At 37.9% G+C, this 15,965-nt stretch carries 12 protein-coding genes and 1 pseudogene; 5 read left to right on the top strand and 8 right to left on the bottom strand.

The window, feature by feature from the left end:
• Nucleotides 1-55: 55 nt before the first annotated feature.
• Nucleotides 56-754 (bottom strand): annotated as a pseudogene (locus PQ474_RS12535) (DUF2225 domain-containing protein).
• A 297-nt stretch (nucleotides 755-1,051) separates the two neighbouring features.
• On the opposite strand from PQ474_RS12535, the gene PQ474_RS12530 reads away from it, so the two are divergent.
• Genes PQ474_RS12530 through PQ474_RS12515 form a run of 4 tightly spaced genes read left to right on the top strand, consistent with a single transcriptional unit; the run spans nucleotide 1,052 to nucleotide 7,244 of the window.
• Nucleotides 1,052-2,206: a glucose-1-phosphate adenylyltransferase gene (locus PQ474_RS12530; protein ID WP_273843707.1), complete on the top strand. Its 1,155-nt coding sequence runs from the start codon at nucleotides 1,052-1,054 to the stop codon at nucleotides 2,204-2,206.
• A gap of 30 nt (nucleotides 2,207-2,236) precedes the next feature.
• Complete coding sequence (glgD, locus tag PQ474_RS12525; RefSeq protein WP_273843706.1) at nucleotides 2,237-3,343, top strand: glucose-1-phosphate adenylyltransferase subunit GlgD; 1,107 nt, start codon at nucleotides 2,237-2,239, stop codon at nucleotides 3,341-3,343.
• A 24-nt stretch (nucleotides 3,344-3,367) separates the two neighbouring features.
• Nucleotides 3,368-4,864, top strand: a complete 1,497-nt coding sequence (glgA, locus tag PQ474_RS12520; protein ID WP_273843702.1) for a glycogen synthase GlgA — start codon at nucleotides 3,368-3,370, stop codon at nucleotides 4,862-4,864.
• On the top strand, nucleotides 4,800-7,244 hold the full coding sequence (locus PQ474_RS12515; RefSeq protein ID WP_273843699.1) for a glycogen/starch/alpha-glucan phosphorylase: 2,445 nt from the start codon (nucleotides 4,800-4,802) through the stop codon (nucleotides 7,242-7,244). Before glgA ends, PQ474_RS12515 begins: the two co-directional genes overlap by 65 nt.
• A gap of 248 nt (nucleotides 7,245-7,492) precedes the next feature.
• Here the strand turns inward: PQ474_RS12515 and PQ474_RS12510 are convergent, their stop codons facing one another.
• The 6 genes from PQ474_RS12510 to nfsA all read right to left on the bottom strand — a co-directional run bounded on the left by PQ474_RS12510 (nucleotide 7,493) and on the right by nfsA (nucleotide 13,360).
• A complete protein-coding gene (locus tag PQ474_RS12510; RefSeq protein WP_273843696.1) occupies nucleotides 7,493-8,362 on the bottom strand; it encodes a protein-glutamine gamma-glutamyltransferase in 870 nt (289 codons plus the stop codon).
• Between the two features lie 340 nt (nucleotides 8,363-8,702).
• Entirely contained in the window at nucleotides 8,703-9,443 is a 741-nt protein-coding gene (locus PQ474_RS12505) for a glycerophosphodiester phosphodiesterase (protein ID WP_390187440.1), read from the bottom strand.
• 28 nt (nucleotides 9,444-9,471) lie between these two features.
• Entirely contained in the window at nucleotides 9,472-10,080 is a 609-nt protein-coding gene (locus PQ474_RS12500) for a fumarylacetoacetate hydrolase family protein (RefSeq protein WP_273843690.1), read from the bottom strand.
• A gap of 163 nt (nucleotides 10,081-10,243) precedes the next feature.
• Entirely contained in the window at nucleotides 10,244-11,140 is an 897-nt protein-coding gene (locus PQ474_RS12495; RefSeq protein WP_273843687.1) for a manganese catalase family protein, read from the bottom strand.
• A 95-nt stretch (nucleotides 11,141-11,235) separates the two neighbouring features.
• A complete protein-coding gene (locus tag PQ474_RS12490) occupies nucleotides 11,236-12,408 on the bottom strand; it encodes a pyridoxal phosphate-dependent aminotransferase (RefSeq protein WP_273843685.1) in 1,173 nt (390 codons plus the stop codon).
• Between the two features lie 211 nt (nucleotides 12,409-12,619).
• Nucleotides 12,620-13,360, bottom strand: coding sequence for an oxygen-insensitive NADPH nitroreductase (nfsA, locus tag PQ474_RS12485; protein ID WP_273843682.1), 741 nt, complete (start codon nucleotides 13,358-13,360; stop codon nucleotides 12,620-12,622).
• A 120-nt stretch (nucleotides 13,361-13,480) separates the two neighbouring features.
• On the opposite strand from nfsA, the gene PQ474_RS12480 reads away from it, so the two are divergent.
• Nucleotides 13,481-14,674: a DUF418 domain-containing protein gene (locus tag PQ474_RS12480; RefSeq protein ID WP_273843679.1), complete on the top strand. Its 1,194-nt coding sequence runs from the start codon at nucleotides 13,481-13,483 to the stop codon at nucleotides 14,672-14,674.
• Between the two features lie 74 nt (nucleotides 14,675-14,748).
• Here PQ474_RS12480 and PQ474_RS12475 read toward each other — a convergent pair whose 3' ends face one another.
• A complete protein-coding gene (locus tag PQ474_RS12475; protein ID WP_273843677.1) occupies nucleotides 14,749-15,747 on the bottom strand; it encodes a siderophore ABC transporter substrate-binding protein in 999 nt (332 codons plus the stop codon).
• Between the last annotated feature and the right edge of the window lie 218 nt (nucleotides 15,748-15,965).

Raw genomic sequence — 15,965 nt, 5'->3', positions numbered from 1 at the left:
ATGTAAAATTGTATTAATTTTATCATACGTTTTTACCGTTGTGGGTGGTTAATTATTACTTTGCAGAATTTACCTGTTTCTGATTGCGCATGACATACCATTGTTCTCTTGCCATCTCAACCATCTTTACTTCGGTCGCTCTTTTTTTATGTTGAATCACTCTCGTGAAGTAAAGTCCGGCTTCTTCTTCTTTTTTCAATCTCCTTGCTAGTTCACCTAGTAAATATAAAAGTCTCAATTCCGTCATTTGTGTTCCTATATAATCTCCTCTCTCGTAGGAGATTTTATAATGCGAAAGAGCAGCTAGTAAGAAACGCATCTCTTCATTTATATCTTCTATTGATCAATAAATCCATGCTAAGCGAAGACAAACCCCACCTGTGACAACCCGACTTTCCTTTTTTAAATTGGCTGAAAGGATAGCCAACTTCATTGCTTTCGTAGCTTCGAAAACCGTACGCTCCTTACCGAAATCTTGAGATATCCAATTTATGAATTGGTTTGCAATTTCTTCCTTAGCCCCTGTAGGAAAATCTTGGCTGAAGGACTCTGTTGATGTAAAGCCACAAGCTGGACAAACATCTGCCTCATAAAATAATCGATTTATCGTCTCTTCTTTATATACCTTACAAAAATCGCTCTCTATTTTTTCCATACGGATGAAACTCGACCGCACTCTCTTTGAGTTAAATGTACGTCCACAGAATAAACAAAGGACTTTTTTATCATATAAAGGTGAAAGTTGGTTTGTCATAGCGTTCATCCTAGTTTTAAAGTTATATAATCATTTTAGTCTAAAAGAACTGTATATTACTAGTCTTTTTAGTTGTTTAGTTTTTTCTATTCTGCAATTTAAATAAGGGAATCGTAGGAATTCATTCATAAATATTTTTTTTGGAATTTCTTTGGAATGAGAAGACCTCCTTGGTGCATAAGCTTATATAACAACAGTGGCATGACCACTTAAGGAGGGATACTCCTTACATCAAACGATTCAGTCCATCAAGGTGTCCCTTTAAAAATCAAAACCAATTAGACAGGGGCTGGAAATATGAATAGAGGAAAAGAATGCGTAGCTATGCTGCTTGCAGGGGGGGAAGGGAAACGACTGGGTGACCTTACAAGAAAGTTAGCCAAGCCTGCGGTATATTTCGGTGGAAAATATAGAATTATAGACTTCCCGTTAAGTAATTGTATTAATTCTGGAATAGATACGGTTGGAGTTTTAACCCAATACGAACCGCTTGCTTTAAATTCTCACCTAGGAATAGGTACACCATGGGATCTAGATCGTCGTAACGGAGGACTCACGTGTCTTCCGCCTTTTGTTGAAAAGAGAGGTGGTTCCTGGTATTTAGGAACAGCCGATGCCATCTATCAAAACCGTTACTTTATTGAACAGTATGATCCTGAATATGTGCTTATTTTATCAGGCGACCATATTTACAAAATGGATTATAGCTTAATGCTTGATTATCACAAAGAGCGCGGTGCAGAAGCTACCATCTCCGTTCTTGAAGTGCCATGGGATGAGGCTAGTCGTTTTGGAATTATGAACGCTACGGAAACGGGTCATATTACTGATTTTGAAGAAAAACCTGTTAATCCAAAAAGCAATCTCGCTTCGATGGGTATTTATATTTTCAACTGGTCCGTTTTAAAGGCCTACTTGAATGAAGATGCACAACTTCCGACATCTAGTCATGATTTTGGAAAAGATATTATCCCTGCGATGCTAAATGACAATCGTCAATTATTTGCTTATCCGTTTTCTGGGTACTGGAAAGATGTTGGGACTATTCAAAGCTTCTGGGAAGCGAATATGGATTTACTCGCTAAACAACCTTCTTTAAAACTCCATGAGTATAATTGGCGTATTTATTCCGTTAATGCTTGTCAATCGCCGCAATACATTTCACCCCATGCAACGATAACCGATTCTCTTATTAATGAGGGTTGTCTTATCTATGGGAACGTTTCAGAATCGATATTATTCCATCAAGTTGGAATTGGTTGTCATAGTGAAATAGAGCAATCTGTCGTTATGCCAAATGCGAAAATTGGGCAACATGTCAAGTTAAAAAAGGTCATTGTTGCAGAAGGAGTAACTATTCCAGATCATACAGAGATTCTCTCACCAAATGATGAGATTTTAGTCATCGATAAGGACACTCCCATTAAAAAACACGCCACTATTTCAAGATAACTAAATACTAAGTGAGAGAGGAAGAAATCAATGGAAAAACTTATGGGTGTTATACATTTAGATAGTGAACAAAACTTGCTAAAGGAACTGACTTATTTCCGTTGCGGTGCCGCTGTCCCTTATGGAAGTCGCTATCGTCTAATTGACTTTGTTCTTTCCAATATGGTGAACTCGCAAGTTCAAGATATTGCCGTCTTTACTAGAAAGAAATACCGTTCGCTTATGGATCATTTAGGAAACGGGAAACCATGGGATTTAGACCGTAAACGAGGCGGTTTATTTATCCTCCCTCCTGATTGGAACGACCCAACAGATTTATCAAAGGGCGATTTACAACATTTTCATAATAATCGTGATTTCTTTGATCGTGGTTTAGCAGAATACGTACTTATTACAGGTACTCACCATATATGTAACATCAATTATGAAAAAGTGTTTCAAGAACACTTAGAGTCAGGAGCCGACGTAACTGCTATCTATCAACCTATTCAAATTCTTGAACACGAACATGCATCGGAGAAAAAGTTAGAACTGAACGAAAAGGGAGAGGTTACTAATATAACGACAGACACGAGCAACCGAAATTTATTTATGGATATGTTTATTATTAAAAAGTCCTTGTTAATGGAACTCGTTGATTACTGTATTGCTAGAAAAAAAGAAAATTTACTCCTAGATGGTATTATTGAAAACCTTTCTAGTCTAACGGTCCGCTCATACGAATATAAAGGATATCTAGCAGTCATTAATTCAATTGAAAGCTACTATAAACATAGTATGTCCTTACTCGATATCGATGTGTACACTCAGCTTTTCCTAAATCGAAAGCCTATCTATACAAAACCAAAAGATGAACCACCGACAAAATATACAAAGTCAGCCCAAACGTCGAGTTCGTTATTAGCTAATGGATGTGTCATTGAAGGTACGGTTGAAAATAGCATTCTCTTTAGAGGTGTGCATGTTCATAAAGGTGCGGTTGTCCGTAACTCTATTATTATGCAACGTTGTGAAATTCAAGAAGGCACTCTGTTAGAGAACGTTATTTTAGATAAAGACATAGTGATTTCTCCAAGACGTACGTTTATTGGCGCACCAGAAAACCCTTATGTAGTGGCTAAAAGAAAAGTGATGTAATCTATTAAAGAAGGAGTTTTGTCTATGAATATAGTGATGGTTTCTTCCGAATGCGCACCATTTTTTAAAACAGGAGGATTAGCTGATGTTGTAGCCGCTCTTCCAAAAGCACTTGCCAAGAAAAGCCATAAACTCACCGTTTTTCTTCCAAAACATCGAGGTCTTCCACATGATATTGCTTCTCAACTCAAATTTATTGGTTCATTTGACGTCCACGTTAAATGGCGGAAACAATATTGCGGTCTTTTATCTTATGAAACTGATCAAGTCACATACTATTTTATTGACAATGAATATTATTTTAACCGAGCTCATTTATACGATGAAATGGATGATGCTGAGCGCTATGTTTTTTTTACTCATGCCTTTTTCAAAGCACTTGAACATCTTGATGCGACTCCTGACCTAATTCACTGTCATGATTGGCAAACAGCTCTTATTCCTCTCTATATCAAAGCTGGCACTTACCAAAGACAAGTGAAAACTGTCTTTACTATTCACAATTTAAAGTATCAAGGGATATTTCCTCTTTCTGTTTTTAACGAACTCCTGCACTTAGACCAGATTCACTTAGGTGGTCTAGAGTTTAGAGGAGCCATTAATTTTATGAAAGCAGCTCTTATTCATGCCGATTGGGTAACAACAGTAAGTCCCTCCTATGCAAATGAGATATTAGATCCTTATTACGGTGAAGGACTTGAATCCTTTTTACACGAACGAGGTACGAGTTTATCAGGAATTGTTAATGGAATTGATGAAGATGTTTATAATCCTGGAAACGACCTTTACGTGTCTATTCCCTACAAGAAGCATTATGCAAGAAAGAAAGAGAACAAACGTATTATGCAGCAAGAACTAGACTTAACGATTTCAAAAGATATTCCTATGTTTGCCGTCATTAGTCGTTTAGTCGAAGAAAAGGGTCTTCCTCTTCTAGTTCATATTCTAGATGAGTTATTAACAACCGAATCTGTTCAAGTTGTGATTATGGGAACCGGAGAATCTAAATTTGAAGAACATTTCCAAGCGATATCAAATCGTTACCCTAATTCATGTCGTTTCATGAATGTGTTTCAGGAAGGACTAGCGCGAAGGTTATATGCTTCTTCAGACTTCTTTCTAATGCCATCACGGTTTGAACCTTGTGGGTTAAGTCAATTAATCGCCCTTCGCTACGAAACAGTCCCTCTCGTTAGGGAAACAGGAGGGTTAAAAGATACGATCCAACCATATAATGAATTTACTGGAGAAGGAAATGGCTTTTCTTTCACGAATTATAATGCAAATGACTTTTTAAACACCATTCGCTACGGTATTCATTTGTATCATCAGCCAAAACACTGGAATCAACTTTTAAAAAACATCTACAAGAGCAAATTGAACTGGGAACATTCTGCGGGACAGTATGAAGACATATACAAGAAACTACTGAACCCCAAAAATGAGGAGGAACCATATGACCATGACAGTCGACAATCTGAGCCAGATCCTGAAAGAGAAGCTCACCTCGTCATTCGGTAAAAGCCTTGAAGACGCAACAACGAAAGAAATGTTTCAGTCAATTTGTCTAACCATGAAAGAATCGATACATGCGAATTGGCAAATGACACAACAAACGTATGATGAAAAGGAAAGCAAACAGGTTTATTATTTTTCAATGGAATTCCTTCTCGGTCGTCTAGTAGAATCCAACCTATTAAACATGGGCATGTTGAACCTTTATAAAGAAACGCTACTTTCCTTAGGATTCGATCCAGAAGATGTATTTCGAGAAGAACATGATGCTGGTTTAGGGAATGGAGGACTCGGAAGACTTGCTGCTTGTTTCCTTGACTCTCTTGCTTCTCTTCAATTACCAGGTCATGGAATGGGGATTCGATATAAATATGGCCTTTTTCAACAGAAGGTCGTTAATGGATATCAAGTAGAACTTCCTGACAACTGGCTCAAAGATGAATACATGTGGGAGACAAAACGAGGAGATAAAGCGATTGAAGTGCGGTTCGGGGGCACCGTTGAAACAACCGTTGATAACGGGCACCTCCAATTTCACCATCACGACTATGAACGAGTACTTGCTGTACCGTACGATGTCCCTATCGTTGGGTTTGACAATAATACAGTCAATACGCTTCGATTATGGAGTGCAGAATCAACGACGAACCACTTTCACTTCCACTCAAGTCGCGGACATGATTATTATCACTACCTCGATTATAAGAGGTCAATTGAAAAGATATCTGAGTTTCTGTACCCGGATGACTCTTATTACGAAGGGAAAATTTTACGTTTAAAGCAACAGTACTTCTTAGTTTCGGCTGGCCTTCAAAGTATCCTGCATCGTTATAAGAAGAGAAATAAACCGCTCGAACAATTATCTGAGCATGTTGTGATTCAAATCAATGATACCCACCCAACTCTCGTTGTTCCTGAACTGATGCGCCTCTTAATGGATGAAGAGAAATTAGGTTGGGATGAAGCTTGGTCAATCACGCAAAAAACGGTTGCCTACACCAATCATACAACATTGAGCGAAGCCCTAGAAAAATGGCCTGAGGAAATGATTAAAACATTGTTTCCACGACTGTATTTAATTATTCATGAAATTAATGAACGTTTTTGCAAAATGCTTTGGTATGATTACCCTGAGTTGAGAGAAAAAATTCCGGAAATGGCTATCTTATCTTATGAACAAGTTCATATGGCCCATCTTTCAATGGTTGGAAGCTTTAGTATTAATGGGGTTGCAAAGTTACATACAGACATCTTAAAAGATCGTGTGATGAAACCATTTTATACTGTTTTTCCAAAACGTTTTAATAACAAAACGAACGGGATCACACACAGACGCTGGTTGTTAAATGTAAACCCCAAGTTGACAGATGTAATCTCTCAAGCAATTGGAACGGATTGGATCCACCAACCAGGACAGTTAACGGATTTAATTCCTTTTGCTACTGATTCAGCTTTTCAAGAATCGATTGCGAAGGTAAAACATGAAAATAAAGTGAAATTAGCAAATTTTATTAAGAAACAGTATGATCTAACAATAGATGATCAGTCCATTGTTGATGTTCATATAAAACGTCTCCATGGCTATAAGCGACAGCTTTTAAATTTATTTCACATCATTCATTTATATAATAGATGTCTTGAAGACCCGTCTCTTGATCTAATACCGCGAACGTTTATTTTCGGGGCTAAAGCGGCTCCTGGTTACTCATTTGCCAAACAAGTCATTAAATTGATTAACGCAGTTGCCGAGAAAGTGAATAATCATCCTGACATTAGCTCAAAGATTAAAGTCGTCTTTCTTGAAAATTATTCTGTCAGCCTTGCTGAGCGAATTATACCCGCAGCCGATTTAAGTGAACAAATCTCCACTGCGAGTAAAGAAGCATCAGGGACAGGAAATATGAAATTGATGATGAATGGTGCGCTAACGATCGGTACACTCGATGGAGCGAATGTAGAGATTGGTGAATTGGTAGGGACAGAAAACATCTTTACATTCGGATTAACTTCGGATGAGGTATTTCATTACCAACGTGAGGGAGAATATCGTGCCCGTGATTATTACAACAACGATAGACGATTGCGTAATGTAATGGACCTCCTTGTCAACGAACATTTTTCAGGTGATGACGTAGAGTTTAAAGACATCTTCTATTCACTTCTATATAATAATGACGAATATTTTGTCTTGAAAGATTTTGATAGTTACATTCATGCACAGAGTCGTGTACAAGAAGCGTATCAAAATCAATCAGATTGGTTAAGTAAAAGCATTGTCAATATCGCTCAATCTGGTATGTTTTCTAGTGATCGAACGATTCAGGAATATGCTAATGATATATGGAAAATCAAACCAACAACGATTGGGAATTTAATTATTAAATAAGTATGTAAAAAAGGTACTCTTATACGATTAACGGTTTAGGTAGAGAAAGCACTTTAATTAATCGTTATTTTAACATTACAACTACACTATCAACAAAAGCGTATTGGAATTTATTTCCCAATACGCTTTTGTATAATAACGGCCATAATTCATTAATAGTCATCCAGTTTTATTGCTATATGATAACTTATTCACTAACGTTTATATTGTAAGAAATTTATTACTTAAAACAACGAAACCCAATCTCATTATAAGAATGGGTTTCGACCATTCAGCTGATTGTACAGTGTATTTAAATAGAATAAATATCGACCACATGGAATCGAACTTTCGTTATGGTGTATGACGGCATGTTGAATCTTATAAGCCATATAACCTCGTGGCAACATCGAGAAGTTCGCCAAACCTTTAAAAGATGGTCTTGTTACTAAATTTTCTAGATAAGCTGATTGATTACTCCCCGGATTTCTACTCTGATTTAGAGCCTGAATGATTTGTTCAGCGGTCAAAATTCCTAATCCATGTCCATAATACGTACCATCTTCGAGAACAACAGCATTTTCACCTCTCCACCATGGCGTTTCCAAATGAAAGTCCGGGTTATTAAAATAGACAACATCTCCAGGTATTAGATGGTCAGTATAAATTGAGTTAACTCCAAGATCAGGATCAAAGTGCCAACTGTATAAATAGATGTTTTGAAATAGTTGATTAAAAACATGTTCATCCAAACTATTTAGGGTCGCATGATAATAGATAATGATTATTGCCGTTGCACATTCAAACGCATATTGTGAACTGTTCGTGTAAATATCTTGAATGGCATCTGACGGTTTTACACCAGGTCGCAATTGAAACCCTCCCGTATTTAACAAATCCCAATAGTAAGGGTTACAACGCGACTTCTCAAAGGGTTCAAACTGTACATTACTTTGGCTCATGGCTCTTGCACTTAACATGATCTGTTTTCGTAATTTCAGTTCAAACAATAATTCGCCAATCGATTGATATGAATAAACAATCGAACCTTCATTCATTTTTTGAAAAATGATACTTTCAACACTCCCAGGTGGCCACATGTCAATTTGTTCAAAGGGTATCTCTGATAAATGAATCATGCTATACCTCTTTCCCGCAATAGCGCAATTTTGCAATAGTTACCTAGTAAATAAACATAACGGCTTTATTTTAAGGCAAACACCTCTTACTCTGTTTAGTTAGAGATTATGTTCTCTTTTGAAGAACATTCCATGTCTTTATCCCAACTCTTCATCATTTTTGAGAAAATTAAAAGTACCCTATACGCAGCCTTTTTTACTGTCTACTCTATAGGGTACTTTATATATTTATGGTTGACTCTTATGCTCTTAAAATAACGTTAATCGGCGGGACAGGCTATACCCTTTGAGACATCAGTCAGATAGGCTCCAAAGCGGATTCGATTAAAGAATTTTTTCCTTAGATCATTCTTCCCCTAATTCTTAACGCTTTTTCTACCTCATCCGTAAATATCGCATCACAGCCGAGTTCAAAAAACTTTTTAATCCACCTTTCTTCATTTACCGTATAAGGTCTTAAACGAAACCCTTTTTTTATTAACGCCTTCACTTCTTCATCTAGCAAACTAACATAGGAAAAATGATAACCCAACACATTTACATGTCTTAAATAGCTTTCTGGTTCATACAAAGCTGCTGCAACAATAACAGCTGTTTCTAAAAAGGGATTATGCTTTTGAAAGGTATGTACAGACTTGTGATCAAAGGAAGACAGAATAATTCTCTCTTCAAGATCGTATTTCTTTAATAAAGGTAAAACAGTAGCTACTGTTAAATTTCGGTCAGCTACAGAACCTTTTAATTCTATATTAAGGGTTAAGGAATGGGTCTTTGCCCAAATGAGGACCTCTTCCAACGTAGGGATGGTTTCTGCTTTAAATGTATCGCTAAACCAAGAGCCCGCACTGAATTTTTTTAGCTCACTAGCTGTATAATCGCGAACAAAACCTTTTCCTGTTGTTGTCCGGTCTAGAGTAAGGTCATGAATCACAACCGGAACATGGTCTTTTGTGAGCTGAATATCAAACTCTATCCCATCCGCTCCTATATCAGCTGAGGCCTGAAAAGCGACCATCGTATTTTCAGGGTATTGACTCGAGAACCCGCGGTGTGCAAAAACCTTCGTGCCTGTCAAAGTCATCTCCTCTTTTCTATTTAGCTTCCGCCATCTATGCTACTGTAAATTGTCCTTTTTCTTCTGCTCCCCACAACAAACGGCAATGATCTCCACTTGTTACCGGGCCCACGCCTTCAGGTGTCCCTGTAAAAATAAGATCTCCTTCACCTAGACCAAAACATTGAACACATTCCTCCATAATTGCTTGGAAATTAAACATCATATCTTTACTATTTCCGTGTTGCACCGTTTCTCCGTTTTTTATTAAGTGAAAATCCGTTTTTTCACACTCTTCCTCTCCTCCAAAGCTCCAAAATGGCGTGATAATCGCTGAATTTCTAAAGCCCTTTGCTCGTAACCATGGATGCCCCTTTTCTTTTAATTTCGATTGCACATCCCTTAAAGTTAAATCTACTCCTAGGGCCATTTGACTTACAACATCAGATAGTCGGTCTCCCGCTTTTACTTCTCTATCAATTCTAAGTACAATCTCTATTTCATGATGGATTTCTCCTAACTCCCATGGTAAACCAATAGACTGACCTTTTGTTTCTACTAAAGCATGAGTAGGTTTAGAGAATAAAATGGGCTCTTCTGGGATCGCGTTTCCTAACTCGGTTGCATGCTTAGCATAGTTTCTTCCAATGCAATAAATATTCAATAGTCATCACCCTTCTCTGACGTATGTTAAATTGTTTATCGTCAGTATGATTCTTTCTTTATTGTACTAAAAAGCAACTATCTATTGAAAGCGCTGCGCAAAAAAAGATGAAGCTCTTACACTTCATCTTTTTTAGATACAGTCATTAAATTACAAGTATAAACTATATACCTGCAGACCGCTGAAGCCTCTTCGCAATTTCTAGGAAGTCATCATGTGAGATCCCTGGTGCAAATTCCTCTGGAATCTCAGGATAATCTGGCATCGGTGCCCCTTCTGGTGCTCCTCTAATCACTTCAACTGGCGATCCATCTGATGGATGCGTACCTTTCCAAATTTTATCAATGTCTTGATAATCTGTAGGACTAAATGTATACAACTTACGGTGAATTCCTTGATCCTCAAATTTACGTGCATAGTCAAACGCTCGGTTTTCCAGATTCGGTATTGGCACCATTTTTGTCATATCAACACCAGTTGCCACTTCTAGTGCTTTTGCATAAGCCAAGACATGAACACCGCCTCGAACGAGGAGATAACCAATCATTTCTCTTGCAACAGGGTTATCCGTCATTTCGTATACACGCATTTTATGTGTTCTTGCTCCACACTCGAGAAAGAAATTATGCAATAAATCTAAAACAAGATTTCCACTATTAAAGACATTATCTCCCGTCCAAGGAGCTCCCATTGAACTCATTGGATAAGAAGCCTGAGCTGTTTCAATAAAATGCCGTGTCACACGCTTATCTTTTGCATTTTGCATCGGTGTCAGGTCAGGGTCTCCAGGAAAAGTCGTTCCTTCAATCATATGATTAATCGTGTTTGCAACTAACTCAACATGCCCAAACTCTTCCGCTGTAATACTTGCAATTAAATCATAAAAAGGCTTCAGCTTCTTTTTACTTCTGAAATTAAAAGATTGATACATGTAGTTATTTAGAGTAGACATCTCACCAAACTTACCACCAAGTAATTCTTGAACAGCCGCTGCTGCATTAGCATCCGGATGTTCTGGCTTTGGCAAGTCAATAAGTAATTTATCTAGACGTATAATCATAGACCTTCCCCTCCAATAAACAAAATTAGACTCATTATGTTCATATGAGAGGCGACGATTGTCCTATTCCATTAAACTTCACTAGGAAAAACCGATTAAAAAATTTGGAGCTCACCTATTCTCTTCATCGCTTCTTCCAATACACTTTCCTCACTTAATAGACCGATACGAACGTATCCTTCTCCATATTCCCCAAAACCGACTCCTGGAGCGACGACGACTCTTGCTTTCTCTAATAGGAGATCAGCGAAGCTCTCTGATGTATACCCTTCCGGAACAGGAAACCATGCAAAAAACGATCCTTTTGGAGCTTGAACGTTCCACCCAATGTTTTTCGCTGCTGTGACAAGAGCTTCTCTTCGTTTTGCATACATCTCTACAAGTTGGGTAACGCTCGACTGATCGGACTCTAGAGCGTAAGCAGCCGCTTCTTGAATTCCACCAAAAACACTGCAATAATAATGATCTTGGATGAGTTCAATGGCTTTTACAACACTAGGGTTTCCAACAACAAATCCTACTCTCCAGCCAGCCATGTTATACGTCTTAGATAGGGTAAGCATTTCTACTCCCACTTCTTTAGCCCCTGGAATTTGAAGAAAACTAAGAGGTTTCTCTCCATCAAAACCAATCGCTCCATAGGCAAAATCATGGACAACACAAACATCGTGTTCATTTGCTAATTCGATCGTTTCTTTAAATAGTTCAGGTGTTGCTACCGCCCCAGTAGGATTGTTAGGGTAATTTAAAAACATAAGCTTTGCCGCGTCCCAAACCCGATCATCAATTTCTGTAAAATCCGGGTGAAAATCTTTCTCCGCTCGAAGGGGCATCCCATGTATTTTAGCTCCCGCTAAAGCTATACCAGACCAATAATCAGGGTAACCTGGATCTGGAACTAACGCTACATCATCCTCATTTAATAGACATTGGCTAATCTCGACAAGACCAGTTTTGGTCCCCGCAAGAACCGCTACTTCATGAATTGGATCAATTTCTACTCCATATTGTTTTTGATAGTAATTGGCCACGGCCTTTTTTAAAAAAGAGTAGCCCTCAAAAGGTGGATACTTGTGATAAAGTGGATTGTCTGCTGAGTTTTGTAATGTTTCAACAATTGGTTTCGGGGTTGGTTGATCTGGATTACCTTGCCCTAAGTTGATGACATCCTTATGCTGCTCTTTCACTTTCATGACCTTTTTAACAAGTTTCGAAAAAAATTGCTCTGGTAATCGTTGTAATGCATCAGACTGTGGGAATGCTTTCATCTTGTTGCCACCTTTTCTATTCATCAAAAGAGCCATTTCCAGGAACACTGAAAATGGACTCGTTTAAAATTTGGCTAAATTCAGATATTTCCATTTATAATAGATTAAACATTTTGTGCTAATTCATAAAAGAGCGATCAAAAATCAAGTAATCTTAGCACTATTATTTTCAAAGCTTAGTTGAAGTAAATCCTTCTGTCAAGCTTGTTTTTCACTTTAAGAACCCTTGCTTCTTTATAAAGCTACCGACTTGTGGTCGCTTTGGTCTAGAAAGAAATGAAGCCATTTGTTCAGACCAAGCGTCCGACCTTTTTCCCTGTGTTCGGTCCTGATAATATTGTTGCATCAATTGATCGTATTCTGTCATCGCTCTGCCTATTTTCGTTGGATCATACTTCTCATAATGAACGACAGCTTCATGAGGTAATCGAGGTTTTTGGTCAGGATTTTGTGATGGATAACCTAGACAAAGGCCCATAACTGGGAAAGTAAATTCTGGTAGTTCTAAAAGCGATGAAACAGAGTCTGGATCATTTCTAATCCCACCTATCATAACTCCCCCCATCCCCAATGAGCGTCCAGCTAGAAGCATATTTTGAGCCACAAGCGCTGCATCAACGGCTCCTACAATGACTTGTTCTTGCTCGCCTATTTCAAATGGTTGTGAATGTTGGTCGCTTGCTTGTTTCAAGCGATAGTAATCAGCACAAATAACAAAAAACACAGGGCATGTTTCTACATAAGTCTGATTACCAGCTAACTTCGCAAGCTGTTGCTTGGTTTCTTTATCCTCTACAACAATAATGCTGTAAGCTTGAACATGATGTGAGGTAGGAGCCCACCTGCCTGCTTCAACAATCGTTTTCACTTGTGTGTTCGTAAGTTCCTTGCTTGAAAACTTACGAATTGAACGATGACTATTTATTAAATCAATCACTGGACTTGTTTCCATATCATACTCCTCCTTTTATATCAGTGTACAAGAAGTTTTCTCACAATTCAAAAACAAGGGACTAAATTTTAGTTGCCTCTTTACTGGTTATATCTTACAATTTTAAATAAGGGGGAAATTATGAATAACCGATCTGCACCTTTACAGGATAAAGACCGAATCGCTTCATTAGACATGATGAGAGGTTTTGCCCTTCTCGGTATTTTAATGGCAAACAGCCTACACTTTCAATTTGGATTGCTTTTAATTCCTGACATACACCAGTTCTATCCTCTTGGTCCACTAGATAGAGCGGCTGAGATCTTCGTTCAAGTTTTTGCGGCTTCTAGCTTTTACACCTTATTCTCTTTCCTTTTCGGCTATGGAATGGCCTTCTTAAAGGAACGTCTTGAACAACAACAGCTTTCATTTAATAAGCTATACTGGCGGCGAACTTTTATTTTACTCGTAGTCGGTTTCATTCATGGAATTTTCATTTGGGATGGAGACATTCTATTTACCTATGCCCTTACTGCGTTTGTCCTATTTTTCTTCTTAAAATTAAGTGAAAGAGGACTTCTCAACTGGTCGCTCGTCTTATTATTTATGATGGCTCTTTCCATTGCTACACCTGAAGAGGATTCTACCATCTATGATGCACAATTCTTACAGTATTCAATAGAAGAAAAAGAGGCACTTAGCCTAAAAAGTTACACCGACGTGGTACACTTCCGATTATTCAATGATCCACTTGGTATCGGTTTTATGGGTGAGGTGATTCTACAAGTATCAGTCATGATTAGCGTACTAGGTATGTTTTTACTAGGTGCTTTTGTTCATCGAAAAAAATGGCTTGTACACCCGATCGAGTCTCGTCCACTACTTATTCGAGTTTGGTGGATTACACTACTAATAGGCTTTCCAAGCAAAATCATATATATTTTTAACGATCGTTACACATATGAGATGCTTCATACAACGGTCGGCGGACCTCTTGTCGCGATGTTTTATGCCTCAAGTATAGCGCTAATGGCTTCCTCAAAAAATACGAATAGACTCCTTTATCCACTCACGTATGTAGGAAGGCTTTCTTTAACGAATTATTTATTACAATCGATTGTGTTTACTACTTTATTTTATGGGTATGGCTTTAACCTTTTCGGTCGTATTGGTATTTTTGCTGGATTGCTTCTGTGTTTTGTCTTCTTTGCCCTTCAAATTTTTGCAAGCAAGTGGTGGTTAAGCCGTTTTTATATCGGACCGTTTGAGTGGTTTTGGAGAGCAGGGACTTATTTACGTCTACCTAAAATACGTCGAAAACAAATATCTAGATAAAGAGATCTACATCTAAAATTTGGTAAAAAAGGAACAGCAACAGATTTTTCTGTTGCTGTTCCTTTTTAAACCTATTATTCAATAGCTGCATCCACTTCTGCAATCATACCAGCTGTAGAAGTTAATCCGCCGCTAGTAATATACCAGTAGACTGGATCTAAATAAACAATCTTTCCATTTTGAAAAGCTTGAGTCGTTTTCACTACTTCATTCTCTACTGTTTGTTGTCCAGAAGATTCCCCACCAACAATAGCACCTCTATCAACAACAAATAGATATTCAGGATCTTGTTCTGCAATATATTCAAATGAAATATTTTGACCATGGCTAGAAACTTCAATATTCTCATCAATCGCAGCTACTCCAAATTCATTATGAAGCAAACCAAATCTTGAACCAGGACCATAAGCACTAATAGATCCATCATTCGCTAGGATAATTAAGCCAGTTGCTTCACTTGCTACTGCTTTTTCTTGCAGTTCAGTGATTGATGTTTGAATGTTAGCTAATTCCTGCTCAGCCACATCTTCTTTGCCAAAAATCTCAGCTAATAGTTGAACATTACTCGTAACGGATTCCATATAATTGGCTGCATCAACTTGAACAAATAAAGTTGGTGCAATATCAGATAAATCATCATATGCTTCTTGTGCTCTTCCAGAAATAATAATTAAGTCTGGTTGAAGATCGTAAATTTTCTCAAAGTCTGGCTCAAATAATGTCCCTGCATTTTCATATTCTTCCCCTTGGTACTTAGCAAGATATTCTGGAACACTCTCTGTCGGTACAGCTGTTACAGCGTCTACACCTAATTTATCCAATGTATCAAGAACGCCAAAGTCAAAGACAACAACTTTTTCTGGATTTTTAGGTACAACTGTTTCTCCTAATTGATGAGTAACCGTTATTTCTGTTTCTTCTGCTGGAGCTTCTTCTTCCGTTGTTTCTTCTGGCGCCTCTACCGTTTCTTCAGCAGGCTCTGCTGCTCCTTCTGTTTCTGTGCTTGAACCGCAAGCTACGGCAAACACCGCTAATAACATGGTAACGGAAAGTAACATTAAAGACTTTTTCATCCTCTACTCACTCCTAATTTTTATATTTTATTTAAAACATGCAATGACTCCCCTACTGCGTTTTCTCATGAGAATAATTCTCATACTTAATTAAAAAAATACAGTGGTTTCTCTCACTGCTAGAGTTTGTTCCAAACAGAACAAACTCTATATATAATCAAAGAGATTGATAGTCTTGGTAGCGAGGTGCAATTGCTTAAACCTAGGCCTTAGGAACT

The organism is Halalkalibacter alkalisediminis, assembly GCF_028610705.1.
Classification (GTDB): domain Bacteria; phylum Bacillota; class Bacilli; order Bacillales; family Bacillaceae_D; genus Halalkalibacter; species Halalkalibacter alkalisediminis.
This window is presented reverse-complemented; position numbering and strand designations above follow the sequence as displayed.